Origin of the sequence: Xanthomonas floridensis (assembly GCF_001642575.1) — a bacterium.
GTDB lineage: Bacteria > Pseudomonadota > Gammaproteobacteria > Xanthomonadales > Xanthomonadaceae > Xanthomonas > Xanthomonas floridensis.
In genome coordinates, this window is the sequence record NZ_LXNG01000026.1 from 22,888 (window position 1) to 49,068 (window position 26,181).

Consider the following 26,181-nt stretch of genomic DNA (forward strand, 5'->3'; position numbering starts at 1 on the left):
ACACCTTTGACTGATCCGGACACTCCCAGCCTCGCCAGCACCATCACCGAGGCTTATTCGCTGGAGGTCAGCGCAAAGCACATTGCCGGGCTGGCGACAGCGGCGCCCCGGATCATGCGCGGCTCGACCATTGCCATCCCCTACCTGCCCAACCAGGACGACGACGCGCGACTGGCCGCAGCTCGGATGGTGCGCGCACTCGGCTTCCAGCCGATGCCGCACCTGTCCGCGCGCCGCATCGCCTCGCGCGCGGAGCTCCACACCTTCGTCAGTCGCGCCGCCCAGGAAGCCGGCGTCGAGCGCTGCCTGGTGATCGCGGGCGATCCGCCTGCTCCGGTCGGGCCGTTTGCGGACAGCTTGTCGCTGATCGATACCGGGATCTTCGAGCGCTCCGGCATCCAGACCATCGCCGTGGCGGGGCATCCGGAAGGGCATCCGAGCATGCCTGCCATCGATCGATGGGAGGTACTGGACCGCAAGTGTCGCAGCATCGCCGAGCGCGGCATGACGCCGCTGATCGTCACGCAATTCGCGTTCGATGCCGACATCGTGCTGACCTGGTTGCAAGCACTGCGCACACGCGGCGTTGCACATCCCGTGCGTGTAGGCGTTCCCGGTCCAGCTGGTGTGGCGGTGCTTGCACGCTATGCCGCCAGCTGCGGTGTCGGTGCCTGCGCCTCGATGCTGTCCAAGTACGGCATCTCGCTCGGCAAGCTGTTCGGCACTGCGGGGCCGGATCGTTTTGTGGATCGCCTGGCCAATGGCCTGACTGAAGCGCATGGAGACGTCAGCCTGCACTTCTATCCCTTCGGCGGCATTGCGCAGACTGTCGCGTGGGTGGAGCGCTACCGCTCCAGCGCCGTGCGGGTCCGGCTGGACTGACACCCGCCAAATTCGCGCTGCACAGCGTCTGCAGACCTCCGGCTTTCAGCACGCACTGCGTTGCGGCGTGGCCATGTCCACGACCCAGATCACAGTCTGTACTTTTTATTTCTGGCGGTATGTTTGCTGCGCGTGAGGTGTTGCAGCGCACAGCAGACCTGTCACAAGTGCGAGGTATAACCGTCGGCGAATCGCGGCGAGGGGGCGCTGCATCCGATGCCGTTGCCATGCGCGGCGGCAACGCATCCGCAACGTCCAAGGAGAGATGTCGCCATGCCCAAGCCGTCGTTGTTATCGCTGATGTGCAGCCTGTCGCTCGTGTCCCTGCCGCTGGCCGCGGCCGAGTTGCAGCCCAAATTGCTTGCCGGCCCACCGGAGGAGTTCGCGCAGATGCGCGCGCCCGATCCGGCCGAGTCGGCGATCCTGTCCAAGAGTGCGTTGTTGCCGGTGGAACTGACGCCCGCAGGGACTGCAGCGCGTTGGCAAGGCACGCTGCCGGTGGAGAACGGCCACCTGCGTTTCATGGTGCTGGCAGGCGAACAGGCATGGGATGCGGCGATCAGCGCGCCACGCGTTGCCAGCGCACGCACTGCTGCGGTTGCACCGCAACTGCAGGCACAGCGCACACTGCTGGGCACGGCCGAGAGCGGCACCAGCGGCATGCGCTATGCCGTGGACACCGCCCAGAACGGCAATTGGTCGCTGACGCTGCACTCGGCATCACCGGTGGCGCAGCGTGGCTATGTGCTGATGGAAGGCGACCCACGCACGCAGCTGGCCTCGTATCCGCGCGATCGCCAGCAGTTGGTGGGCAAGTCGCTCACGCTCAACGCCATGCTCAGCGGCAACGATGCGCGCGGAGCCACGTTGCTTGCGGGCCAGGCCGGACAGATCGACGAAGCCAGCCTGCGCGTGATCGATCCGCAAGGCAGCGTGCGCGTTCTGCCGATGGCCGACGATGGGGCGCACAACGATGGCGCCGCCGGCGACGGTGTGTACGGGGGCAACTTCCAGCCAACGCGTGAGGGCACCTGGATCGCGCAGGTGATCGTGCGTGGCCACGACCAGGCCGGTCAGGCGTTTGTCCGCACCAGCGAACACGTGCTGCCGGTGCTGGACACCTCGCTGCGATTGCTCGGCAACGCGCTCAACGCACGTGCTGGCGAGGGTACGCGGCTGACGGTGGCGCTGCCGGTGGCCGCGCGCGGCAATGCACCGTCGCACTATCGGGTGTTCGGGCAGGTGTGGGGCACCGATGCCAAAGGCAAGGACGTGCCGGTGGCGTGGATCGGCGGCATGCTGACGCCGCAGCAGGGGCAGTTGCCGCTGAGCCTGGACGAACGCTGGATCGCGCGTGCCGGTGCGCGTGCGCCGTTCACGCTGCGCGGGCTGCGTATCGAAGACCCGGATCACTACATTCCGCTGGTACAGGCCGGCACGCTGCCATTGCAGGTGCCCGCATTGCGACGTGCCAGCATCGCGCGCTCCAGCGCGGCGATCGACGAAAGCATGCGCATGGGGCCGCGCCCGTCGACGCTGGCCACCGCGATGGCACAGCCGCAGGCAGCAGGCTCGCAACTGGTGTTGGTGCACGGTTATTGCTCCAACGGCGTGTGGCCGCAGGCGCAGTTCACCAATGCCTCGACATTCCTGGATGCCAAGCAAAACCGCAGCAACGATCAGTTTGCACAGCGCATCGCACAGTTCGCCAGCCAGTGGTCCTCGTTCTCCACGGTGGCGCACAGCCAGGGCGGCATGGCCGCGCTGCATCTGTATGCGTACTACTGGAGCGGCCTGGATAACGCCAGCGGCGGGCGCGTGATGCAATCGGTGGGTACGCCCTACCAGGGCACCAATCTGTCCGGCGTGCTTGCTGCGGTGGGCTCGTGGTTCGGGGTGGGCTGCGGCACCAACACCGACCTCACCTACGACGGCGCCAAGGCCTGGCTGGCCGGCATTCCCGCCGACGCGCGCGCCAAGGTCAACTACTACACCACCTCGTTCGCCAAGACCAACTGGTACACCAACGATTACTGCAACGCGGCCTCGGACCTGGTGTTGAACGACCCGGAAGACGGCACCGTGGAGCAGGTCAATGCGCAGCTGCCCGGCGGCGTCAACCGCGGTCACACCACCGGCCAGTGCCACACCACCGGCATGCGCGACCCGGCGCAGTATCTGGACGCCAACCGCAATGCAGTGATGAATGCCAACGCAGCGCGGTGATGCTCAAAAAGACATTAGCGCACCTGGTGGTCGGCGCGTAGGTGCCGACCACCTGCGGCATCTCAAAATTTGGTGATCCTAAGATTGACGCCTAGTGACCGCTTGCTCTCAGATCCGCCAGTGATTTTAGAAACCACGGCCGTTACTTTCCCACCTTGATCCAGGTGTCTTGCTATTTCAGGTGCAAGGTCTGCGGGGAGATAGCCGATCTGCACGGATGCGGAAAAGAAAATCAGCACCCGTGCGGTAATGAAGACAGCGACGGCATTCGCGTCGTAAGGGTTTGCAGGCTCGCGGTGAAGCACGACAGGCATACCAATCCGACAGAATTTCGCGATATAGGCTTGTCGGGATATTCCATTTGCATTGGAGACCAAGACGCCAACAACCTTGGCATGAAACGTGCCCATGAAAGGTTCCAACTAGTCTTGGATGACTCAAGCAAGGGCCAGGCGCAGGCGTTATTCAGCGGCACTGGGCGTAGTACATCGATCAAGCATTGGATGCGTGCGCCAGTCTTCGCCCAGGTCGCCTTCTCCGTGCACCCTTGTTCGTAATCCTGTTTAGCGAAACACCACCGTGCGGTGCCCGTTGAGCACAATGCGATGCTCGACGTGGCGGCGCACGGCACGGGCGAGTACCAGCGATTCGGTGTCGCTGCCCACGCGTACCAGATCGCGCGGGGTCATGGCGTGGTCCACGCGGGCGACGTCCTGCTCGATGATCGGACCTTCGTCGAGGTCCTCGGTAACATAATGGGCGGTGGCGCCGATGATCTTGACGCCGCGCGCGTGCGCCTGGTGATACGGCTGGGCGCCTTTGAAGCTGGGCAGGAAGCTGTGGTGGATGTTGATCGCGCGCCCGGCCAATGCGCGGCACAGCGCAGGCGAGAGAATCTGCATATAGCGCGCCAGCACCACCAGATCGATGTGCAGGTCCTCGACCAGGGCAAGCAGTTGCGCTTCCTGTTCGGCGCGCGTGTCTGCGCTCACCGGCAGATGATGGAAGTCGATGCCGTAGGACGCGGCCAGCGGTGCGAAATCGGCGTGATTGGAGACCACGGCCACGATATCCACCGGCAGTTGCCGGCTGTGCATGCGAAACAACAGGTCGTTGAGACAGTGCCCCTGCTTGCTCACCAACACCAGCAACCGCGCGCGGCGGCGCGCATCGTGCAATTGCCAGGCCATCTGGAACTCGTTGGCGAGGAGCGCGAACCGCTGCTCCAGGCTGGCGATCCCGGTGCCGGGCGGCTTGTTGAAATGCACGCGCAGGAAGAAGCGGCCGCTTTCGTCGTCGCCGAATTGCTGGGCATCGAGGATGTTGCAATCAAGATCGAACAACAGGCCGGTGACGCGGTACACGATACCGGTGCGGTCGGGGCAGGACAGCGTGAGAATGTAGTCGGAGCGCATCGGCGCAATGATAGCCAATGCATGGCACCGCAGGCGCAGTGCTTGCGTCGGTAACTTTTACAGTGCGACGCGGCGCAACGGACAAGGCCGACGCAACGCAGAGAAGCGCAACGACACTTGACCCGCCGTGCTGCGGATCAGCCGATCAGCGCATGGCGGGCGTTGCGCTGGTGGCGTACGGCGCCAAAAGCGATACGCATGCCACTGCCGATGCGGATCAACGCGGCGGCAGGCGCAGCATCAGCCGGCGATTGATCTCGTCCAGTTGCGCCATCGAGGTCTCCACCGAGGTCTCCATCGCTTCCTGGGTGGTGATGTGCGCACGCAGGTGCGCGGGGTCGGAGAGTTCGCCGCGTACCAGGAATACGTTCTCGCCCACCTCGCCGACGTGCCGGCTGAGCACCACGTAATCCACCTGATCGAAGCCGTGCTGCTTGGCCAGCGGCAGCAGGCGCGCGGCCATGCGCACGCTGGCCTCGTCGGTGGGTTTGTCCAGCTCGGCATCGAGCACGCCCACCGCTTCGCGGATCTGTGCAAACAGATAGTGGTCCGGGTGCTCCGGATGGTCCGGACCCACCGGGCCCTGGTTGACGACCGGTTCGGCAGTCATCGTGCGCCACCGGCGCAGAGTGGTGCGCGGGGTTTGCGCTCGGTCGAACCGAGCGTGATATGCAGGTGTCGCATCGCATCCTCCCTGGAGCGGCGGCTGTAACGAGCCAACATTTTAGAAGGTCCGCTGCATGTTCGGGTGAGCAAGAGGCATCGCATGTCGCTTTCGAGGAAAGCGCGCAACACATCCGCACTCTTGCGTCGCGATCAGGCCTGCCCTGCCCGCCGCGCCGACACCTCTGCCAGCACGGCCCAGTCGGCGTTGCCGTCGCCGTGCGCGATGGCTTGGTCCAGGCTGGCGCGCAACAGTTCGCCCAACGGCATCGGCACCTGCTTGTCGGCACCGGCCTGGATGGCCAGGTCCACATCCTTGCGCCCCAGCGTGGCGGTGAAGCCGGCCGGTGTGTACTGGCGCTGCATGATGAGCTTGCCGTAGCCCTGGTACGCAGGTGCAGCGAACAAGGTGGTGGTGAGCATGCCCAGGAACTGGGTGGCGTCCACGCCGTGCCCGCGCGCCAGTGCGCTGGCCTCGGCCATGGCGCCGATGGCGCTGGCCAGGCAGAAATTGGCCGCCAGTTTCACTGCGTTGGCCTGCTCCGGGGTATCGCCGATGTGCCAGGTCTTCTGCCCCAGCACATCGAACATCGGCTGCACCCGTGCCAGCGCCGCAGCGTCGCCGGCAGCCAGGATATTGAGCTTGCCGGCCTCGGCCACGTCGACGCGGCCAAGCACCGGCGCGGCGACATAGGCGATGCCGCGCTCGGCGTGCAGTGCGGTCAACTCGTGCGCCAGCGCCACCGAGATGGTGGCCATGTTGACGTGCACGCTACCGGCCGGCAGTGCATCCAGCACGCCGCCGTCCAGCACGGTCTGACGGACCGCGGCATCGTCGGCCAGCATCGAGAACAACAGCGGGCCGCACGCAGCGCCCACCGGCGCATCCACCACCGTCGCCCCGGCATCGCGCAGGCTCCGCGCGCGTTCTGGCGAACGGTTCCAGACACTTATCTCGAAGCCGCCGCGCAGCAGGTTGTGCGCCATCGGCAGGCCCATCGTGCCCATTCCCAGAAATCCTATCGGCATGCGTGTGCGTCCTCTTCGGTATGACGTCGGTGGCGTGCGTCAGCTGGCGAACACGCCGCGTGCATCGCGCGGTTCGCAGCGCAGATACTGCGGGGCCGGCGTGACCGATGCACCCAGCGCCGCGGCGGCATGCCACGGCCAGCGCGGGTCGTACAGGATGCCGCGTGCCAGCGCGATTGCGTCGGCCTGGCCGTCCTGCAGGATCGCCTCGGCCTGCGCCGGCTCGGTGATCAGGCCCACGCCGATCACCGGCGTGGCGACCTGCGCACGAATCGCCTGCGCAAACGGGATCTGATAGCCGGCCTGCACCGGAATCTGCTGGCGCGGATCGAGCCCCCCGCTGGAGACATGGATGTAATGCGCGCCGCGTGCATCCAGCGCCTTGGACAAGACGATGCTCTGCTCCAGATCCCAGCCGCCCTCCACCCAATCGGTGGCCGAGATGCGCACGCCGACCGCGATGCGCGCGGACACCGCCGCACGCACCGCATCGAAGATGCGCAACGTCAAGCGCATGCGGTTCTCCAGCGAGCCGCCATACGCGTCGCTGCGCTGATTGCTCAGCGGCGACAGGAACTGATGCATCAGATAGCCATGGGCGGCATGCAGTTCGATCAGGTCCAACCCCAGGCGTTCGGCGCGGGTTGCCGCGGTGACGAACGCGGCGACCACTGCATCGATGCCGGCCTCGTCCAGCGCCTGCGGCGCCGGCTTGCCCGGCTGGAATGGCTGCGCCGAGGCAGATACGGTCTGCCAGCCCTGCGCGTGATCGGGGGCGATGGCCTGCCCGCCCTTCCACGGCAGATCGGTCGAGGCCTTGCGGCCGGCATGCGCCAGCTGGATGCCCACCGGCATCGGCGACCAGCGCCGCACCGATTGCAGCACCGCATCCAGCGCCTGCTCGGTGGCGTCGTCGTACAAGCCCAGATCGGCGTAGCTGATGCGCCCTTCCGGCAGCACCGCGGCAGCCTCCAGGATCAACAGGCCCGCACCCGATTGCGACAGCGTGCCCAGGTGGATGCGGTGCCAATCGCTGGCGCGGCCATCCTGGGCGGAGTATTGGCACATCGGCGCGATCACGATGCGGTTGGCGAGCGCGAGCGGGCCGAAGGCGATGGGGGTGAACAACTGGCTCAAGGCAACATCCGGGCGCGGGGTGGGGGTGCCCATTGCACTGCGCCACGCGCCGCCGCACAACCGCTGCGATGGATCACTGCGTCATGCAGAGCGCGCACTGTCGTACCTGGCCGGCGCAGCCTGCAGGGGATCCGGCGGCGGCCGCAGGAAGGCCAGCGCCTGCGCGCACGACTGCTCCACCTTCAGGCTGAGCAACGCGTCAGCGCGGGTACGCCCGAAATTGAGCGCCGCGATCGGCACACCATTGCGTGCCGCGGCCTGCACGAAACGAAAGCCCGAATACACCATCAGCGACGAGCCCACCACCAGCACCGCATCGGCCGCCTGCAGATGCGCGAAGGCACGCTCCACGCGCTCGCGCGGCACGTTCTCGCCGAAGAACACCACATCCGGCTTGAGCACCCCGCTGCATTGCGTGCAGGCCGGCACCGCGAAGGCGGCGAAGTCCACGCCTTCCAGTTGGCGCGCCATCAGGCGCCTGCCCGGCCCGTGCAGCCCAATCGGGCAGGTCGATCATCGATCCGCTGCCGGCGGCCTGGTGCAGGCGGTCCACGTTCTGGGTGGCAGCAATTCGAGCCGGCTGCGCGCTTCCCACTGCTTCGAGGCCACGCTCCATGGCGTGCCGTCATTGGGCAGGAGGCATCGTGGCGATCCAGTTCACGCCTTCGAGCGCAAGGCATTGAAGATCGCCCGCAACGCATGCTCGTACGACGGAGCCGATTCCGCCTTCAGGCCAGAGAAGCTCAACACTTACCCGACATCGAAAAATTTGGCTGGATACGGCGCTTGCATTCGGTCATGACAGCGAGACCACATCAAGTCGGCAACACGCCTCAGGCAATGGGAATGCAGTGTAAAATGCGGCACTGGCACCGCACCGCATGACCACCATCACCTGAACACCGGCAACCTTTGGTGACGTTTGTTATCATTAAGCCGATCCAGAACAACAATTCCCTTCACACAAAAAGGATGTAGACGCCATGGGAAAGGCAATGGTTAGTGCGATTAAGTGTAGTGCTTACGGAATATGTTTGGGGATGCTGCTTCATGCACAGGCTGCCCATGCAGCGAGCGAATGCGAGCAAAACTATAATTCATCTCCCGGCTCCAATGGCGGCGTTATCCACCAGAGCTTCGTTGGACTATACGGCGCCAACAAGTCCGCAGTGACATCCAGCCTTGCGGCCATGGCCAAGAGACAGAAGTTTCAACTCATCCAAGGCCCCTCCACTCTCGAAGATGGCCTCATTACCATGGTCTACGCACAGGAAGCATCCGCGACCTCGCGCAGCTTTCCTATTGTCATGATAGTGGCACCCGACACTGATGCTGCGGTCATCTCCTTCGAATTGCCCAAAGGCATGACTGCGCCCGATGCGAAAGGCAACGTCTGTTCGTTCTTTGATGATGCAAAATTGAATGGACAGCCCGCAAATGCGAGCAGACGCAATGCCGCTCGCAATTCCGCACTCGCCAAACCACTGCTGGCCGCGCTGAATGGCGGTATGAGTGCAGGCGAGGCCGCCAAGGCATCGGTGACCGCTAGCCGAGAAACAGCGGTCGTCAGGGCTGATAGCGATCGCGGTGCGGCGCCTGAAATCGCGGACCGCCGCAAGGTTGTCAGGCCCAAGGCGATATTCAGCCCCACAGACGCGGATACGACGCTGCAGTCCGAAGGCAACTCGACGATCAAGGGCTTCACATGCGGGCGAGTGATGACGGTAGGCGGCTCTCAATTCCAGACGGCGCCTAATCAGGGAATCATGCTCTTTCCGTACACTCCCTATCTGAAGGAAGCGATCGACCTGTTTGATGCCAACCGCAAGAAAGGAAAAAAAGTGCGGGTTGAAGTAGATAACCGTGCTTTTGCGTCAGGCCTTCCGGGCAAGACCAACGCCAATGGCGAGTTCATGTTCACCCGAGTCAAGCCAGGGCGTTACATCGTAATGGCCCTATTCCATGGCGAGGCCACCAGTTACATCACAAATCCGCAGTCGCAGTTCGACCCAAGCACGAGAACCATTTACCAATGGACGGAGCACGAAAGAGTCGACAGTTCGTCCAACGACATCCTGCAGGCGGACGTCACGATCAACCGGGACGGCGAAGTGATTGACGGTGTGGTGGTAAAGCCGACTGGCAATGGCCGGCTCCTTCCTGTGTTGAATGGCGTATGCAAGTGGCATCACGCCGACTAGGACCCAGACATAGGTTCCTATGCTTTAGCCACATGTCCGACACCTGATGCCACATGTCGGCCGGCATAAGAATCCGATAGCGGGCGTTCAGTAAGCCGTGGCGATTCCCGGCACGAGGACATACGACAAAAACTGCAGCGCGCGCCGGTTCGTAGCGTGCATGGGTGCGCCTGGCAGGCAAATGCCGACGCGCTGCAGGGCACTGCTGAGCGCGATCGCCCTGTCTGGATCGCGGAAGTACAGCAACAGGATCGGCCGGAGCGGTCAGGCGGCAGGGTACGGCCGCAGGAAGGCCAGCGCCTGCGCGCACGACTGCTCCACCTTCAGACTGAGCAACGCGTCGGCACGGGTACGCCCGAAATTGAGTGCGGCGATCGGCAGGCCGTTGCGCGCGGCGGCCTGCACGAAACGAAAGCCCGAATACACCATCAGCGACGAGCCCACCACCAGCACCGCATCGGCCGCCTGCAGATGCGCAAATGCACGCTCCACCCGCTCGCGCGGCACGTTCTCGCCGAAGAACACCACGTCTGGCTTGAGCACGGCGCCACATGCCGGACATGGCGGCACCACGAAGCTGTCGAACGCCACATCGTCCAGATCCGCATCGCCATCGGGCGCCTGGGCCGCCTCCAGGTCGGCCCAGCCGGGATTGGCCTGCTCGAGCAGCAGCTGGAACTCGGTGCGCGGCATGCGCCGTTCGCAGCCCATGCAGCGCACCACGTCCAGCCGGCCGTGCAGGTCGATCACCGCCTGGCTGCCGGCGGCCTGGTGCAGGCGGTCCACATTCTGGGTGAGCAGCAATTCCAGTTGGCCACGCGCCTCCAGTGCGGCGAGTGCGTGATGGGTGGCATTGGGCTTGGCCAGCCCGAACCGCGGCCAGCCCACCAGGCTGCGTGCCCAGTAGCGCTGGCGCGTGGACAACTCGCCCATGAAGGCCTGAAACGTCACCGGCTGCGGGCGCTTCCAGCCGCCCTGCAGGTCGCGGTAGTCGGGAATGCCCGAATCGGTACTGCACCCGGCACCACTGAGCACGAACAGACGTTGGTGGCGCTCGATGAACGCCTGCAGCGCGTCGTCGGCTTGGGCTAGGACAGCGGTCATCGAACAACTCCAATTGCCATGGGATCGCCTTGCAGACACATACTGCGCGCAACGCATTGCAAGCTCTACCGGAGCGGTTGCAGCGCACGCTTGCTCGATGATGCAGTGAACCGTGTGGATTACAGTGCACTGCGTCATCGGCACAACTCAGCATCTAGTACGCGCAACCAAAGGCACTGGATGCAGCTGAAATGTCCACGCGTGCCGCCGTCAGCGAGTTCATGACATTGGGGCTGGATGGTCGATTCCAAGCAACCGCCTGGAGCGTGGCACGCCGTCACCGGAGAGGCCGCCTCCCAGGATTGCAGCAGTCGGCCAGCGGGCCTTGCGCTTACCGACACGCCGGTACGAGCGCGACGCATCATTGCCTGTCATTGCACACGCGCATGACTCACCACGCAATCCCGCCACTGCCCATTGCGCTCACTGCCCAACGCCAGCCTGCTCCATGAACTGCGCAAGATCCCGATTGAAGCGTGCGCTTTCTTCCAGGAACGGAGCATGGCCTGCCTGCGGATACAGGCGAATCTGCGCGCGCGGCTGCAGCTGACGTGCACGCGCCAGCGTCGGCGCGCTCCGCACCAGCGCATCGCGCGCGCCATACACCAGCAGCACCGGCAGCCGAGTGCGCTGCAGGCCGGCAGTATCGATCGACATGCCTTGCACTGCGCGTTGCATGTCCCACGAGGCCAGGGCCATTGGCCAGCAGGGTGTCGAATACCGGCACAGGCGGTTGAGTGGCAAAGCACAGCCGCAGGAAGTCGTACACCGCCTGCAGATGCGTGCGCAGGTCATCGGACACCAGGTCGCGGTAGATCGCCGGGTGTGCTCCCAGTTGCTGCGCGCGTAGTTCGATCACGCCATCGACATACACTGCGCCGCCCAGGCCGTCATCGCCATACCGGCTCAGATAATTGCTGATCACCGCGCCACCCAGCGACCACCCCACCAGCACGGCGTCGTGAGCATTAGCGGCCTTCAGCACTGCCGCCAGGTCGTCGGCCCAACGCGCGCCGTCCTGATAGGCCGATGCGGCAGTCGGTTTGCCGGACAGACCATGCCCGCGCAGGTCGTAGGTGATCAACCGGTAACGTTGCAGCAGCGGGTCGGCCAGCTGCGCATCCCAGTTGATGCGGCTGCCGAGCAGGCCGTGCACGAACACGATCGCCGGAGCATCGCCGGCGCCGTGTTCCTGCACGGCCAGGGTGACGCCATCGGGCGCAGTCACCGTATAGGTGCGCGAAGCGGGGGTGACCGCCGCGGCCAAGGTTGAAGAAAGCAGCAACAGGCAAGCCAGCGCGCAGCGCATCGGCAGCATGCCAGCGACAGGGAAGAAGCGAACAGGCATCGGGGTGAGCTCCAGACAATGAGAGCGGCCATCCTCCAGCCTGACATCAGTGTGAGGGTCAAGCAGTACTTGCAACGTATGCTTGGCGCATGGCAACGCCTCCCGAACCCTCGCTGAGCATTGGCGCACTGGCACTGCAGACCGGCGTCAGCGTGCGCTCGATTCGTCACTACGACGCGCGTGGCCTGCTGACGTCCTCGCGCAGCGCCAATGGCTATCGGGTGTTTCCCGCCGCATGCGTTGCGCAGGTGCGGCAGATCCAGCGGCTGATCGCCACTGGCTTCAGCCTGGACGATATTCTCCGATTTCCCGATTGCATGCGCTTACTGGAAGGTGCGCAGATGTGCCCGGAAACCGCACACGTGCATCGCGCGCGTCTGCAGCAAATCGAGCGCCAACTGGCCGATCTGGAACAGCGGCGTGGGCGCCTGCTGGAAACCCTGGCACAGGGTGCGGCCGATGCGATCGCCGCGCCGCCTTCTGCAGCGCAGACGGCACGCAGCAAGCGGGCACGCTAGCTCGGAAGGGTGAGCGACGGCCATCGCTTCAAGGTGCCTTGCATCGCGCCACCTGCCACGTCGCACAGCGCACACATGGCACGGCAATCGGTCGCTACAGCAGGTTGCTGACCTCGATCAGGTTGCCGTCAGGATCGCGGAAATAGATCGACAGCAACGCACCGGTTGCGCCGGTACGCTGGATCGGCCCCTGCTCGATGGTGACACCGGCAGCGGCGATGTGGTCCTGCGCCTGCTGCAATGGGGGTGTGCTGATCAGACACAGATCTGCCGGCCCGGGCATCGGCAACCGCGCCTTCGGTTCGAACTCGCGCCCGGCGGCGTGCAGGTTGATCTTCTGTTGCCCGAAGGCCAGCGCACGTCGCCCTTCACCAAAGCGCACCGCCTGCATGCCGAGCACGCGCGCATAAAAATCGCAGGTGGCGTGCACGTCGGCAACGGTGAGCACCAAGATGGTCGAGCCGCTCGATCTGCATGTCATTGCCCACGCGCAGGATGTGGGGCACACCGGCCGTACGGGCGTGCATCATCGGCGCGTTGGCGCAACACATGCACGGCGGCAAACGCCAGCGCCAGCAGCGTCAGGCACATGCCGACCAGCCCGGCCCATCCGCCGTGCTGCCAGAACCAGCCGCCCAGTGCCCCGATCACGCTGGAGCCGGCGTAATAGGCCAGCAGATACAACGAGGCGGCATGGCTGCGATGCGCGCCACCGAGCCGGCTCACCCAGGCGCTGGCCGCCGAATGCGCGATGAAAAAGCCGATCGTCAGCAATACGATGCCGCCCACCACCAGCGCCAGCGCATGCGCCAGGGTCAGCGCCACGCCGACCACGCAGCACACGATGCCGGCGCTGACCACCGGCCCGCGACCGAAGCGGTCCGACGCCGCGCCGGCCACCGACGAGCTGACGATGCCGAACACGTAGGCGCTGAAGATCATGCCGATCTGGCTCTGGCTCAGTCCAAATTCCGGCCCGCCCAAGCGAAACCCGGCGTAGTTGTAGAGGCTGACGAACACGCCCATCAACAGAAACGGCAGCGCGAACAGCCACGGCAGGTTGCGGTCGCGCAGATGCCCGGCCCAGGCATGCAGATGGAAGCGCAGGTTGACCCCTTGCCGGCGCACGAAATGGCGCGAAGGCGGTAGCAGCCACAGGAATGCAAACGCGCACAGCAGATCGAACCCGCTCAGCAGCGCCAGTGCGGTGCGCCAGTCGGTGTGGTCGGTCAGCACGCTCATCATGATGCGCCCGCTCATGCCGCCGAATGCGTTGCCGGCCACGTACAGGCCAGTGGCCGCGCCCAGCTTGCTGGCGGGCAGTTCTTCGCCCAGGTACACCATGGCCACCGCCGGCACCCCACCCAGCGCGATGCCGGACAAGGTGCGCACCACCACCAGCGCATGCCAGTCCGGCAGGAAGGCCGCCACCAGGTTAAGTACCGCGGCCAATGCGATCGAAGCGAACATCAGCCCGCGCCGGCCCAGGTTTTCCGAGACCGCACCGGCACAGAAGATCGCCAGCGCCAGCCCGCCGGTGGCCAGCGATAACGGCAACGAGGCGACCGCCGCATCCACGCCGAAGGCACGCGCGAACTCGGGCAATACCGGCTGCACGCTGTAGAGCAGCGAGAAGGTGGCAAAGCCGGCCAGGAACAAGGCCAGCCGTATGCGGCCGCTGGCAGGCGCCGCGATCTCGGGGACGGCGGCAGTGGCCGGCAGGGCGCTGGGGCGGGAGTCGGAAGCAGGCACGGGTATCTGGATGAGACCGGGGACGGCGAGTATTCGCCTGCTACCACCCCCTGTCCAATATATGATGCTGGCAGTTGCCATATGTGAAACAGATATCATGGAGCTGCGTCACCTGCGCTATTTCCTGGCGGTTGCCGAGGAAGGCAATTTCACCCGTGCCGCTGGCCGGGTCGGTATCGGCCAGCCACCGCTGAGCCAGCAGATCCAGACGCTGGAACGCGAGCTGGGCACACCGCTGTTCCGCCGCACCCATAGCGGTGCGGAGCTGACGCCAGCCGGCGAGGCCTTTCTCGGCGAAGTGCGACGGGTGCTGGCCGATGTGGAGCGCGCCGCCGAAACGGCCCGCCGCGTGGCGCGCGGGGAATCGGGCCGCTTGCGCATGGGCTTCACCGCTTCGGCCGCCTTCAGTCCGGTGGTGCCGCGCCTGATCCGCGATTTCCGGCGGCAGTGGCCGCAAGTCGAACTGCTGCTGGAAGAAACCAACACCGCCAGCCTGTTGGTGGGCCTGGCCGATGGCCGCCTGGATGCGGCGTTCGTCCGCTACGGACTGAGCACGCCACCGGACCTGCAGCTACTGCGCTTTGCCGATGAGCCGATGAAGATCGCGGTGCCGGCGGCACATCCGCTGGCCGCCCACAACAGCGCGCCGCTGGCGGCGCTGGCCGGCGAGCCGTTCATCCTGTTTCCGCGCAGCTTCGGTTCGAGCCTCTACGACGAAATCCTCGCCGCCTGCCGCGAATCCGGCGTGACCTTGCGCATTACCCAGGAGGCGCCGCAGATGTCGTCGATCATCAACCTGGTCGCCGCCGAACTGGGCGTGTCGGTGGTGCCCGCCTCCACCGCGCAATTGCAGCGCCCCGGCGTGCGCTACCTGGATATCGAAGGACGCATGCCGCTCGCACGACTGGCCCTGGCGGTTGCACCGGGCGCGCTGGACAGCGCTCCGCTGGTGCGCCATCTATGGGGGCTGGCGGAATTGATCTGAATGTAATCAAGAACCGGCGTCGCAACGACCTCAAGCGGCTGATCGCCCTTTACGCGCCCGGCAGCGGGCGCGGCACTTTCCACACCTGCGCACTGGCTTGCCGCACCGCTCGCCACTTTACGCCTACCCCCGGGGTAATCCGTTGCTTGAAACAAGGTCCATGCTGCCACGCATCACTGCTGCCCACCACATGCCCTGACTGCAGCAGTGATATGCGCGGCAGATATCAGCGCAGTGAGAACCAGAAATTTGTAAGACGGTCAAACCCTGGGACAGTCGACATCCTACGTAGCACGATGCCGTTTTGGCAACGAGTTGAAGTAAATCCGAGAATGGTTACGGTTGTTCCGTTGGCCACCAGAGATTGGGGAGGTGTAACCCACGTGATTGCTCCACGATCGCCTCCACGAGTCACTCTAATACACGTTTCAAATCCTGTATTATTGACACCCCTGCCAACCACATAAACTGAGTTGATGTTACTGCTGTTCGGAACACCGACCATCAGCACATGGAAAGGGTGAGTCAGCTGGGCATTGGCACTCGGCAAAAAACACAGCGATGCTGCCAGCACGCTGGCTGCCATAAATAAAATCTTTATGCTCATTTTATTCACTCCCGGCTTTTGATCGATTAAAGATGAGAAACCCATTTGAGGGGACTTCCGGTGGCTGCGGTCACCATTGTGCAATCGGTTCCACCCAAGGATGGCAACTTAAATCCGCTGTTGCGCGCAGTGACAATCGCTAATCACATCCGGACTCTACTTGACGGCTCTGCAAAAAAACGGAGGCAACTTCGTTTAATACCCCACGGGTTCGCCATGCGACATATTCCGGCCACATTTAGCGCGATCAGGTTCGGACCTGCCATCCCAACAACAGCGCTTTGCTGGCAACGGGCTCTTGATCTCAACCATGATTGAGGTTGTTCAATATGGACTTCCCCGCCACAGAAGTATCGCCATGCAACTGCGCCACCTTGTTCTGCCCTGCCTCGATCCGACCCTCAGCCTGCGCTTCTATGCAGATACGCTGCAGTTGCCGCTGTCGGGCAACAGCGTCCGCATCGGATGGAGCACGCTGGAATGCATCCAGGCGCAGCAGTCTGTGGGCAGCGTGCACCTGGCCTTCAACGTGGCGCCTGCGCGCTTCGATGCAGCGGCGGCCTGGATCGGCGCACGTGCAACGCTGCTCACCGATCCCGCTGGCCAGGAACGCTTCCAGCTCGATGGCGTGTGGCAATCGCGTTCGGTCTACTTTGCCGGCCCCGATGGGGCCGTGCTCGAACTGATTGCGCGCAATGCACTGCAAGACACACCCACCGGCCAGGGCATATTTCATGGCAGCGAACTGCTGTGCCTGAGCGAGATCGGCCTGCCCAGCAGCAACGTGGCCGCGGTGACCAGCAGCGTTGGCCATCATTTCGGCGTGCACCCGTTCGCGCCGGCCGTGGAAGGCTTTGTCGCGCTGGGCGACGATGAAGGCTTGTTGATCGTGGTGGACCAGCGCCGGCGGTGGTTTCCGCAACAGCGCCAACTGCCGTGGGCCGACGGCTTGCGCGTTAGCGTGGACGCACCGCAACCAGGCCTGCGGCTACGCGATGCGCAGGGCTGGGAACTGCTGGCTGCCTAGCCACGGCACCACGATGGCTTTGCAGTACAAGGCGGCGTCGCGCCGCATCGCCGTCAGTTCAACCATGCATGCTTTACCCAGCTGCCGTGCTGGTGGGCGATAGCCACAGCACGGCGGTCTGCTATCGCGCAGCCACTGGCTGACGTACTCGACGCACGCACTGCGCCGCCACCGATGTGGCAGCGCAGTGCCTCGGTGGCCTCGCACCCTCAGAGGTAGTACCAGGTCACACGGGCAGTCATCCCACCCAGGCCGTACGACTCGACCGCTACCGTCATCACCGGGTGACCCTTGGCGCGTCCGTCTACGTAGTAGCACTTGACGTATGCAAAACCGTGCTTGGGCGGACAGGCGCCTTTGTAATAGCCGACACGTTCGCCAATGATCTCCATCTCCGTTGCCGCAGACAGATGCACCCCGTCCCAGTAAGCGTCGTTGCCGGCGTTGTTGCAGTCGTTGATCTGTCCGCCGGACTCGGACTTGTTGTACCACTGCGTCGCCGCACAGTTGGCCAGGCGTTTCACTTCGGTGGACCGATAGGACAGATTCCCACTGACCTTGAACGAATCCGCGTAGGCCGACGTGACGCCGCCAAGGGTCAAGGTGAGCACTGCAGCCACGGCGAACACACCGCGCTCCAGGTAACGAGAAATGCGCATGGTCTTTCCCTTCAGTGCGAGGGCCGATTGCCCGTCGGCGAAGGTGGACATTGCCGGTGACCGCATGACGACCTGTCCATGACAACCACCGGCGCATCGCCGGACGGGGCGCTTCTCAGTTCATGCGGCACCAGCGCGTAGCGGCAGTGCCGCAACGGCCAAGCCTTGGCGCCCGGCTGCACGTCGTACCTTTACGTACCCTGGTCTCCCCGGCGAGATTGCCGTGCATCCTGCGGCGCTATCGCACTGCGCACGTGCTGGCGGGCAGCGTGTTATCCAACGGCTGCCATCATCATCTACGGCACCGCCATGCATGCAGGCACCTGCGCGCGATGGCAGCGATAGGCAACGCACTGCCCTGGGCGATGCGCTCGTTCGCCAATGCGGCAGCCGATGCCTGCGTGCGTCTTCAACTGCCCGGCTGAGCTGCCGGCAAACGGAAAAACGCACGTGCCGCAGCGGTGCTGTTGGCAGCGGTCACGGCAACGTCTTCGCCGCGGTCGCGCGCCAGTTCTTCGACGATATGCGACAGAAACATCGGCTCGTTGCGGCGGTCCTTGGGCATGGGCTTGAGCGTGCGCGGCAAAAGGTAGGGCGCGTCGGTTTCGATCATCAACCGGTTGGCGGGGATATTGCGCACCAGCTCGCGCAGATGCGCGCCGCGGCGTTCGTCGCACAGCCAGCCGGTGATGCCGATGTAGTAATCGCGGTCCAGATAGGCGAACAGCTCTTCGCGCGTGCCGGTGAAGCAATGCACCACGGCCGCACCCAGCTTGCCGTCGAAGCTGCGCATGATGGACAGGAAGTCATCGTGCGCATCGCGCTGATGCAGGAACAGCGGCTTGCCATTGTCGGCGGCCAATTGCAGTTGACGCTCGAAGGCCTTGTGCTGGGCCGGGCGTGGCGCGAAATCGCGAAAGTAATCCAGCCCGCATTCGCCTACCGCCACCACTTGCGGATGTGCCTGCAAGGTACGCATCTCCGCTTCGCATTCGGCGGTGAATTCCACCGCATGGTGCGGATGCACGCCGGCGGTGGCGTACAGGAATCCGGGGTGTTGCTGCGCCAATTGCAGGGCCAACGGCGAATGCTCGCGGCTGGCGCCGGTGATCACCAGCTGTGACACCCCTGCGTCGCGGGCGCGTTGCAGCACGGCGTCGCGGTCGCGATCGAAGGAATCATGGGTGAGATTGGCGCCGATATCGATCAACTGCATGGTGCGGGTGTGGCCTGAAAGAGCAGTTGCGATTGTACCGGGTGAGCGCTGCCCTCATCCGCCCTGCGGGCACCTTCTCCCGCAGGCGGGAGAAGGGACGCGCTGCGGGCGCGGGTGGCGGGGTGATTAGCTCGGCGCTTTGTCGTTTTCCCGCACGCGGGAGAAGGGATAGCCGCTGCGGCATCTGCATGCTGTTGGCGGCCTGCATGCTGTTGGTGGTATCTGCATGCTGTTGGCGGTATCTGCATGCCGTTGGTGGCCTGCATGCTGTTGGCGGTATCTGCATGCTGTTGGTGGCCTGCATGCTGTTGGCGGTATCTGCATGCTGTTGGTGGCCTGCATGCTGTTGGCGGCATCCGCGGTATCCCCGCGCGGCTAGCCATGTCTGCATGCGCTCGTCAGCATCTGCGCACCCTCTACGTCCCCAAAGAGGGCTGACAGCACTGCATGCCGCCATCCAGCACCTGCACACACCATCGGCCCGCAGCGAGGGCGTTGCCGTTCCCCTCTCCCGCCTGCGGGAGAGGGGCAGGGGTGAGGGCCGCTTGCGCCGCACACTCACCCTACCTCCGGCACCGTCATCGCATCGATCTTCGCAGCCAGCGCCTGGATCGCCAGCTGCGCCGAGCGCGAAAGCTGACGCTGCGGGGCCACGCACAAGGCCAGCGTCATCGGTTTGGTCAGGTGCTGGCGGAACGGCACGAACGCCAGCCGCCCGTCGGCCACGTCGGGTGCGGCGTCCAGCCACGACATCAGCCCCACGCCGGCGCCTGCACGCACCAGGCCGCGCAAGGTGCGCACATCGTTGCAGTGGGTGAGCCGCTTCACATCGATGTGCTGGCGCTGGTACAGCACCTTGGCATGCTCGCCCACGATCAGCGGCGCGGCCGGCAGCAGCAATCGGTGCTCCAGTGTCTCGCTCAGCTGCAGTTCGGTGCGCGTGCTCAGCGGGTGGCCGACCGGCATGGCAATCCCCAGCGGGATATCCGCAAACGCGCGCACCTCCAGGTCCACGCTGCTCACCGGGTCCAGCAGCAGGCCGATGTCCACGTCGGCCGAGGTCACCATTTCCATCACCCGCTGGTTGCGCGCGGTGGACAGGTTGAAGGTGATGCCGGGGTACTCCTGCACCAGGGCCGCCACCGCCGCCGGCACCACGCCCTCGCTGAGCGCGTCGATCATGGCGATCTCCACGTGCCCGCGGCGCAGCCCCTTGAGCTCGTCGAAGCGCTCCAGCGTGCGGGCGTAGGCCTTCTCCCAGCCGCGCACGTCCACCAGCAGCAACTCGCCGGCAGCGGTGAGCCGCAGCCGCCCGGGCAGGCGCTCGAACAGCTGCGCGCCCAGCTCTTCCTCGGCCTTGAGGATCTGCCGGTCGATCGCCGAGGCCGACACGTGCAACACCTCCGAGGCCTTGCGGATGCTGCCGCAGCGGGCCACTTCGATGAAGTAACGGGTGAAGCGGGAGAAGGTCAGCATGGGGCGTAGCTCGGTTGGCGTTGCATTTTTTGCAATGGCTTGGCGGAAAAACGATGTTTGATCACACACCCCCGGCTTCCTAGAGTCAATCCGGCACCGCTCCCGCCTCACGCCAGAGACCGCCCCATGGATGTCGCCGTCCCCGCCCTGCCGCTGCACTGCACCTTCGAAGCCGCCGACTGGCAGCGCCTGGCCCAGCACTGGCACGCGGTGGCGCTGGGCAGCGAGGTGGGGCAGGCGCCGTTCAAGGCCACCCTGCTGGACGAGCCACTGGTGCTGTACCGGCTGGGCGAGGAACTGGTGGCCGCGCGCGATGTCTGCCCGCACCGCGGCGTGCCGCTGAGCATGGGTACCGCCGATGGTGGCGGCGTGGTCTGCGCCTACCACGGCCTGCGCTTCGGCGCGGGCGGGCGCTGCAATCACATCCCGGCCAGTCCAAATCAGAACATTCCGGCCAAGATGCGCCTGCACACCTATGCGGTGGCCGAGCGCTACGGGCTGATCTGGGTGTGCCTGGCCAAACCCGCCGGCGTGAGCGAGGCCGAGGTGCAGATCCCGCCGATGCCGGGTTGGGACGAGGATGGCTTTCAGCAGATCGTGTGCCCGGCGTTCGACATCGCCGGCAGCGCGGCGCGGCAACTGGAAGGCTTCATCGACGTGGCGCATTTCGCCTTCGTGCATACCGCCACCTTCGCCCAGCCGGACAAGCGCGAGGTGCCGGCCTATACCACCACCGAAACGCCGACCGGCTTCAACGCCGACTACCTCAGCAGTGTGGCCAACTATTCGGTGGACATGCCGCTGCCGGACGTGGACCCCGGCTTCCAGTGGCTGCGCCACTTCGAAGTGCATTTGCCGTTCACCGCCACCCTCACCATCCATTTCCCGGTGCCGGGCAAGCGGCTGGTGATCATGAACGCCGCAAGCCCGGTATCCAAGCACAAGACGCGCCTGCTGGTGCCGATTGCGCGCAACTTCGACACTCATCTGCCGGTGGAAGACGTGCACGCCTTCAACCTGCGCGTGTTCGAGGAAGACCGCGCCATGGTGGAAGCGCAGCGCCCCGAATACCTGCCGCTGGACCCGCTGCTGGAAGTGCATATCCCGGCCGACCGCAGTTCGATCGCCTACCGCCGTGGCCTGCGCAGCCAGGGCTATAGCGACTTCTTCCTGCGTTGACCGCCAAGGAGCGCGCCATGAGCCTGCATGAAGTGCGTGTTGCCGACGTCGTCGATCAAGGCCATCGCCAACGCGCGATCCGGCTGGAACCAGTCGGCGCGGAATTGCCAGCATTCGAGGCAGGTGCGCATGTGGACCTGCACTTGCCGGATGGCTTGATCCGCCAGTATTCGATCGCCAGCGCGCCGCATGTGCGCGATCACTATGTGCTATGCGTCAAATTGGCCGATGCCTCGCGCGGCGGCTCGCGGCACTTGTGCGAGCAGCTCAGCCCCGGCGACCGCCTGCAGATCTCCAGCCCGCGCAATCTGTTCCCGCTGCATCCGGGCGAACGGCATGTGCTGCTGGCGGCCGGCATCGGCATCACCCCGCTGCTGTCGATGGCCGAGGCGCTGGAAGCGCGCGGCGAGCTGTTCGTGCTGCATTACTACGCACGCCGGCATGCCGACGTGGCCTTCGTGCAGCGGCTGCAACAAGGCTTCACGCATGGCCAGGTGCATGTGCATCTGAGCGATGGCGGCCAGAGCCCGCGCGTGCATGTGCCCGAAGCGCTCGTGCAGGCAGGTGTGCACGACCAACTGTATCTATGCGGGCCGGCCGCGTTCATGGACCACTTCACCCAGCTTGCCAGGACGCAGGGATGGGCTGACGCGCAGTTGCACCGCGAACACTTCGCCGCCGCCGATACCGGCCTTGCGCATGACGCCGACAGCCCCTTCGAGGTGGAGCTGGCCACCAGCGGCCGCGTGCTGCAGGTGCCGGCCGATTGCAGCATTGCCAGCGCCCTGCTGGATGCCGGGATCGAGGTGCCGCTCTCGTGCGAGCAAGGCATGTGCGGGGCCTGCCTGACCGGTGTGATCGCCGGTGTCCCCGATCATCGCGACAGCGTGCTCAGCGAGGCCGAGCGCGCCAGCAACACGCAGATCACCCTGTGCTGCTCGCGCAGCCGTTCGCCGCGCCTGGTGCTGGATCTTTGAGCATTGCGCGTGTGTCGCGCCTGCGCAGACAGGACGACAGCGGGCGCGCAGGTGGCTGATGCCGGTCATGCTGCACGGCGAAGCAGCCGCCAACCTTGCAGGGACCCTGTGGATGGGCGTGGGCCGCGCACCGTCTTGCACGATGCGGTTGCTGCACGCACCGGGCAATGCTGGCGCAGCCGCGCCAGGCGCTGGCGCTCATGCACCGTGCTGGCAACCGGCATTGCGCTCGCAACGCATTCCGTGCCCAAGGTCCGTGGCAACTGCGGTCGCACAGTGCAAGATGTTCGGCCCGCGCGTCTGCGCAACGACCGCGCGTTGCCCCCTGTGCCGATGAGATGCCTGCCGATGGTCGCTTGTGTGATCGCCTTCCCCCACCGTTGCCGGAGCGCCCGCTGATGCGCTGGCCCGGATTCGCGCTGGCCGCCAACGGCAGCACTGGGCGCACGGAGCTGCTGGCAGGTGCCACCACCTTCCTGACGATGGCGTACATCATCTTCGTCAACCCCGACATCCTGGCCACCACCGGCATGGACCATGGCGCGGTGTTCGTGGCGACCTGCCTGGCCGCGGCGCTGGGCTCGCTGCTGATGGGCGTGTTGGCCAACTACCCGATCGGCATGGCACCGGGCATGGGCCTGAATGCGTTCTTCGCCTTCACCGTGGTGGGCACGCTGGGTTACAGCTGGCAACAGACGCTGGGGCTGGTGTTCGTGTCCGGCTGCCTGTTCCTGCTGCTGACCGTCACCGGCGCGCGGCGCTGGCTGGTGGATGGCATTCCGGCCACGTTGCGCAGCGCAATCGCGGCCGGCATCGGCCTGTTTCTGGCCCTGATCGGCCTGCAGAAGGCCGGGCTGGTGGTGGCGCATCCGCAAACGCTGCTGACCCTGGGCGACCTGCATCGGCCCGAACCGCTGCTGGCATTGGCTGGCCTGCTGTTGATCGGCGTGCTGGAAGTGCGCCGCGTGCGAGGGGCGATGTTGCTCGGCATTCTGGCCGTCACCGCCGCGGCGCTGGCGCTGGGTCTGGTGCGCTACCAGGGCGTGCTGTCGCTGCCGCCAAGCCTGGCGCCGACGCTGTTGCAGCTGGATATTGCCGGCGCGCTGCACGGCCACGGTAGCAGCGGTGCACTTGCGGCAGTACTGCATGTGGTGCTGGTGTTCGTGCTGGTGGAGATGTTCGATGCCACCGGCACCTTGATGGGCGTGGCGCAGCGCGCCGGCCTGCTGCGCACGCAGGCGCAACGCCGGCAGTTCGACCGCGCCCTGCTGGCCGACAGCACCGCCATCCTGGCCGGTTCGTTGCTCGGCACCTCCAGTACCACCGCCTACGTGGAAAGCGCCGCCGGCGTGCAGGTAGGCGGGCGCACCGGCCTGACCGCGTTGGTGGTCGCCGCCTTGTTCCTGCTGGCGCTGCTGTTCTCGCCGTTGGCGGCCATGGTGCCAGCGTATGCCACCGCGCCGGCACTGATCTATCTGGCCTCGGTGATGCTGCGCGAGTGCACGCAGATCCAGTGGGACGATGTCAGCGAAGCGTTACCGGCGGCGATCTGCATGCTCGCCATGCCGCTTACCTACTCCATCGCCACCGGTCTGGCACTGGGCTTCATCACCTACGCGGCGCTCAAGCTCGGCAGCGGCCGTTGGCGCGGCGTGCACCCGGCCACCTGGGCGATCGCCGGCTTGTTCGTGCTGCGCTATGCGCTGGAATGAGCCGATGCCGGCATGCGCAGACGCATACTCGCGCAGTCACGCCGCATATAGTCGTCACGGGCGCTGCATGGCACGCGCGACGGTGATTGCCTGGCGCGCGAGCGACGCTGCCGGCTGCGTGATGCGGCGGGTCAGGCACCGCCTGCGCAGGGGGGGTGATGCGGTGTCCGCCAGTGCTCCGGCTGACATTGCGCACGCCATCGTGCTTGCGTGGCGGCAGCCTGCATCTGCCATGCCTGCCTTGCGTGGGCACTGCTTTCCTGCCTGGCATCCCTGTGCAGCCGCCTGCAGCCACCAGGCGCCCCACTGTCTTTAGCGAGTATTTCCTGCATGTCGAGTCTGCATCGTTATCTGATCCTGAGCGCTTGCGTGCTGTTGCCCTGCATCGCCCAGGCACGCACGGCTTCCGTCGCTCCCGCGCAGCAGCGCGAGCAACAGGTGGCGCAGCTGTTCCACGCCGCCTCCGCGCAACCTGCACAGCTGCGCGCCTGGCTGCAGGCCATGCCCAAGGGCGGCGACCTGCACAACCACCTGTCCGGTTCGGTGTATGCCGAGGACTACCTGCAGTGGGCCAGCGAAGACGGCGCCTGCGTGCAACTGGATGACCTGAGCCTGCGCGCGCCGCCCTGCGGCAAGGCGCAGGAGCCGGCCAGCGGCCTGGCCGCACGCAATGCAGCGTTGTACGGGCGGGTGGTGGATGCCTTGTCGATGCGCAGGTTCCTGCCCACTGCCGCGCAGCCCACCGGGCACGGCCAGTTCTTCGGCAGCTTCGGCAAGTTCGATGCGGTGGTACACACACGCGTGGCCGATGCCGTGGCCGCGGTGCTCGACCAGGCCGCGCGCGACCGCGTGCCATACGTGGAAATCATCGCCAACCCGCCGCAGATGGATCAGGCCGCGCAGCGCATGCAGGCGCTGCCCTGGCGAGGCGATGACGACAGTGCCAACCTGGCCGCCCTGCAGGAGGCGTTGCCGCCGCTGGTGCAGGCCGCACAGGCGGCGCTGGCCGATATCGATGCGCAGGTTCGCCGCGTGCTGCGCTGCGACCAGGCCGATGCGCGCCCCGGCTGCCGGGTCACCTATCGCTACGTGCCGTATGTGCTGCGCGTGCTGCCGCAGCCGGCGGTGTTCGGGCAGATGGCGCTTGCCCATGCGCTGGTGGCCGCCGGTGGTAGCCGCGCGGTGGCGGTGAACATCGTCGCGCCCGAAGACAACCCGGTGGCACTGGCCGACTACACGCGGCATATGGCGATGTTCCGCTTCTTCGCCACGCGCTATCCAGGCGTTCCGCTGTCCCTGCATGCAGGCGAACTGACCCTGGGCCTGGTACCGCCGGCGCAGCTGCGTTCGCATATCCGCCAGGCCGTGGATGCCGGCGCACGCCGTATCGGCCATGGCGTGGACCTGCCCTACGAGGACGATGCCAGTGGGCTGCTGGAGCGCATGCGCAAGCAACCTGTGGCGGTGGAAATCAACCTGACCAGCAACGAGGTGATTCTGGGCGTCAAGGGCGCGCAACACCCGCTGGCGATGTACCTGCGCGCAGGCGTGCCGGTGGTGCTGGCCACCGACGATGCCGGCGTGTCGCGTGCCGACATGACCCACGAATACCAACGCGCCATGCAGGAACAGGGTATCGATTACCCCACGCTCAAGCAGCTGGCGCGCAACGGGCTGACGTATGGCTTCCTGCCAGGTGCCAGCCTGTGGACTGCCGATGGCGGCGGCGTCCAGGCCTGCCACGACGCATTGCAACGCGAGGCAGACGATGCCCACTGCCGTGCCTTTCGCCAGGCCAGCGAGAAGGCGCGGCTGCAATGGCAGCTGGAAATCGACCTGGCGCAGTACGAGCGCTCGCTGCTGGCGCAGCGCCGCTAACGCCTGCGGCAGCACACCCGTCAGTGAGGAGCGCGCCCGTGCGCGAACAGGCTTCACCGCTAAGGAAGGTCTGAACAACTCCATCTGATACTGCCACAATGGATCAACGAACCGAGCGGACGATCTCGATGCAGCTGAGCTTTGGCGACGCGGAGTACAACGGCAAGCGCAAGCAGACACGGCGCGAGGT

22 protein-coding genes and 2 pseudogenes are annotated in these 26,181 nt (G+C 65.4%); 10 read left to right on the forward strand and 14 right to left on the reverse strand.

All coding sequences use genetic code 11. From position 1 onward, the window contains the following. Positions 1-6 precede the first annotated feature (6 nt). Together A7D17_RS15570 and A7D17_RS15575 are read left to right on the forward strand one after the other, a co-directional pair. Positions 7-882: a methylenetetrahydrofolate reductase gene (locus tag A7D17_RS15570; protein ID WP_064509924.1), complete on the forward strand. Its 876-nt coding sequence runs from the start codon at positions 7-9 to the stop codon at positions 880-882. Positions 883-1,155: 273 nt separating this feature from the next. Continuing rightward, on the forward strand, positions 1,156-3,108 hold the full coding sequence (locus A7D17_RS15575; RefSeq protein WP_064509925.1) for a choice-of-anchor X domain-containing protein: 1,953 nt from the start codon (positions 1,156-1,158) through the stop codon (positions 3,106-3,108). A gap of 62 nt (positions 3,109-3,170) precedes the next feature. On the opposite strand, the gene A7D17_RS23065 is transcribed toward A7D17_RS15575, so the two are convergent. From A7D17_RS23065 to A7D17_RS15600, 6 genes and pseudogenes are all read right to left on the reverse strand, one after another. Continuing rightward, the gene (locus A7D17_RS23065) at positions 3,171-3,518 is read right to left on the reverse strand and encodes an HIRAN domain-containing protein (RefSeq protein WP_082862047.1); all 348 of its coding nucleotides are present in this window, start codon (positions 3,516-3,518) and stop codon (positions 3,171-3,173) included. A 153-nt stretch (positions 3,519-3,671) separates the two neighbouring features. Further along, positions 3,672-4,523, reverse strand: coding sequence for a formyltetrahydrofolate deformylase (gene purU / locus A7D17_RS15580; RefSeq protein ID WP_064509926.1), 852 nt, complete (start codon positions 4,521-4,523; stop codon positions 3,672-3,674). 217 nt (positions 4,524-4,740) lie between these two features. Beyond that, positions 4,741-5,133, reverse strand: a complete 393-nt coding sequence (locus A7D17_RS15585; protein ID WP_046962938.1) for an XVIPCD domain-containing protein — start codon at positions 5,131-5,133, stop codon at positions 4,741-4,743. A gap of 206 nt (positions 5,134-5,339) precedes the next feature. Further along, positions 5,340-6,215 carry an NAD(P)-dependent oxidoreductase gene (locus A7D17_RS15590; protein WP_064509927.1) on the reverse strand — a complete coding sequence of 292 codons (876 nt, stop codon included), beginning with the start codon at positions 6,213-6,215 and terminating at the stop codon, positions 5,340-5,342. Between the two features lie 39 nt (positions 6,216-6,254). Beyond that, positions 6,255-7,385 carry an NADH:flavin oxidoreductase/NADH oxidase gene (locus A7D17_RS15595; RefSeq protein ID WP_064509928.1) on the reverse strand — a complete coding sequence of 377 codons (1,131 nt, stop codon included), beginning with the start codon at positions 7,383-7,385 and terminating at the stop codon, positions 6,255-6,257. Positions 7,386-7,433: 48 nt separating this feature from the next. Then, positions 7,434-7,943 (reverse strand): annotated as a pseudogene (locus tag A7D17_RS15600) (Sir2 family NAD-dependent protein deacetylase); the annotation flags it as partial. A gap of 449 nt (positions 7,944-8,392) precedes the next feature. Here A7D17_RS15600 and A7D17_RS15605 point away from each other — a divergent pair. Then, positions 8,393-9,553 carry a carboxypeptidase-like regulatory domain-containing protein gene (locus A7D17_RS15605; RefSeq protein ID WP_153041969.1) on the forward strand — a complete coding sequence of 387 codons (1,161 nt, stop codon included), beginning with the start codon at positions 8,393-8,395 and terminating at the stop codon, positions 9,551-9,553. 264 nt (positions 9,554-9,817) lie between these two features. Here the strand turns inward: A7D17_RS15605 and A7D17_RS15610 are convergent, their stop codons facing one another. Further along, positions 9,818-10,657: an NAD-dependent protein deacetylase gene (locus A7D17_RS15610; RefSeq protein ID WP_064509930.1), complete on the reverse strand. Its 840-nt coding sequence runs from the start codon at positions 10,655-10,657 to the stop codon at positions 9,818-9,820. 391 nt (positions 10,658-11,048) lie between these two features. Next, a complete protein-coding gene (locus A7D17_RS15615) occupies positions 11,049-12,005 on the reverse strand; it encodes an alpha/beta fold hydrolase (protein WP_239692224.1) in 957 nt (318 codons plus the stop codon). An 89-nt stretch (positions 12,006-12,094) separates the two neighbouring features. Between A7D17_RS15615 and A7D17_RS15620 the strand changes: the two genes are divergently transcribed. Beyond that, a complete protein-coding gene (locus A7D17_RS15620) occupies positions 12,095-12,523 on the forward strand; it encodes a MerR family transcriptional regulator (protein ID WP_064509931.1) in 429 nt (142 codons plus the stop codon). A 94-nt stretch (positions 12,524-12,617) separates the two neighbouring features. Here A7D17_RS15620 and A7D17_RS15625 read toward each other — a convergent pair. Further along, positions 12,618-12,999, reverse strand: a pseudogene (locus A7D17_RS15625) (VOC family protein). Between the two features lies 1 nt (position 13,000). After that, positions 13,001-14,275 carry an MFS transporter gene (locus A7D17_RS15630; RefSeq protein WP_064509933.1) on the reverse strand — a complete coding sequence of 425 codons (1,275 nt, stop codon included), beginning with the start codon at positions 14,273-14,275 and terminating at the stop codon, positions 13,001-13,003. Between the two features lie 97 nt (positions 14,276-14,372). Here A7D17_RS15630 and A7D17_RS15635 point away from each other — a divergent pair, with 97 nt between their 5' ends. Then, positions 14,373-15,260, forward strand: coding sequence for a LysR family transcriptional regulator (locus tag A7D17_RS15635; protein WP_064509934.1), 888 nt, complete (start codon positions 14,373-14,375; stop codon positions 15,258-15,260). Positions 15,261-15,486: 226 nt separating this feature from the next. Here the strand turns inward: A7D17_RS15635 and A7D17_RS24195 are convergent, their stop codons facing one another. Next, a complete protein-coding gene (locus tag A7D17_RS24195; protein WP_153041970.1) occupies positions 15,487-15,867 on the reverse strand; it encodes a hypothetical protein in 381 nt (126 codons plus the stop codon). Positions 15,868-16,225: 358 nt separating this feature from the next. Between A7D17_RS24195 and A7D17_RS15640 the strand changes: the two genes are divergently transcribed. Beyond that, positions 16,226-16,894 (forward strand): VOC family protein, encoded by a 669-nt coding sequence (locus tag A7D17_RS15640; protein ID WP_064509935.1) that lies wholly within the window; start codon positions 16,226-16,228, stop codon positions 16,892-16,894. Positions 16,895-17,103: 209 nt separating this feature from the next. On the opposite strand, the gene A7D17_RS15645 is transcribed toward A7D17_RS15640, so the two are convergent. The 3 genes from A7D17_RS15645 to A7D17_RS15660 all read right to left on the reverse strand — a co-directional run bounded on the left by A7D17_RS15645 (position 17,104) and on the right by A7D17_RS15660 (position 20,245). Further along, positions 17,104-17,553 carry a hypothetical protein gene (locus tag A7D17_RS15645; RefSeq protein WP_153041971.1) on the reverse strand — a complete coding sequence of 150 codons (450 nt, stop codon included), beginning with the start codon at positions 17,551-17,553 and terminating at the stop codon, positions 17,104-17,106. Positions 17,554-17,962: 409 nt separating this feature from the next. Next, positions 17,963-18,769: a TatD family hydrolase gene (locus tag A7D17_RS15655; protein ID WP_064509938.1), complete on the reverse strand. Its 807-nt coding sequence runs from the start codon at positions 18,767-18,769 to the stop codon at positions 17,963-17,965. A gap of 558 nt (positions 18,770-19,327) precedes the next feature. After that, positions 19,328-20,245, reverse strand: coding sequence for a LysR family transcriptional regulator (locus A7D17_RS15660; protein ID WP_029218470.1), 918 nt, complete (start codon positions 20,243-20,245; stop codon positions 19,328-19,330). A gap of 126 nt (positions 20,246-20,371) precedes the next feature. Between A7D17_RS15660 and A7D17_RS15665 the strand changes: the two genes are divergently transcribed. From A7D17_RS15665 to A7D17_RS15680, 4 genes are all read left to right on the forward strand, one after another. Further along, entirely contained in the window at positions 20,372-21,424 is a 1,053-nt protein-coding gene (locus tag A7D17_RS15665; protein WP_064509939.1) for an aromatic ring-hydroxylating oxygenase subunit alpha, read from the forward strand. Between the two features lie 17 nt (positions 21,425-21,441). Beyond that, entirely contained in the window at positions 21,442-22,401 is a 960-nt protein-coding gene (locus A7D17_RS15670; protein WP_064509943.1) for a PDR/VanB family oxidoreductase, read from the forward strand. A 398-nt stretch (positions 22,402-22,799) separates the two neighbouring features. Beyond that, positions 22,800-24,113 (forward strand): NCS2 family permease, encoded by a 1,314-nt coding sequence (locus tag A7D17_RS15675; protein WP_064509944.1) that lies wholly within the window; start codon positions 22,800-22,802, stop codon positions 24,111-24,113. Between the two features lie 330 nt (positions 24,114-24,443). Then, complete coding sequence (locus A7D17_RS15680; RefSeq protein ID WP_064509940.1) at positions 24,444-25,991, forward strand: adenosine deaminase family protein; 1,548 nt, start codon at positions 24,444-24,446, stop codon at positions 25,989-25,991. Positions 25,992-26,181: the final 190 nt, after the last annotated feature.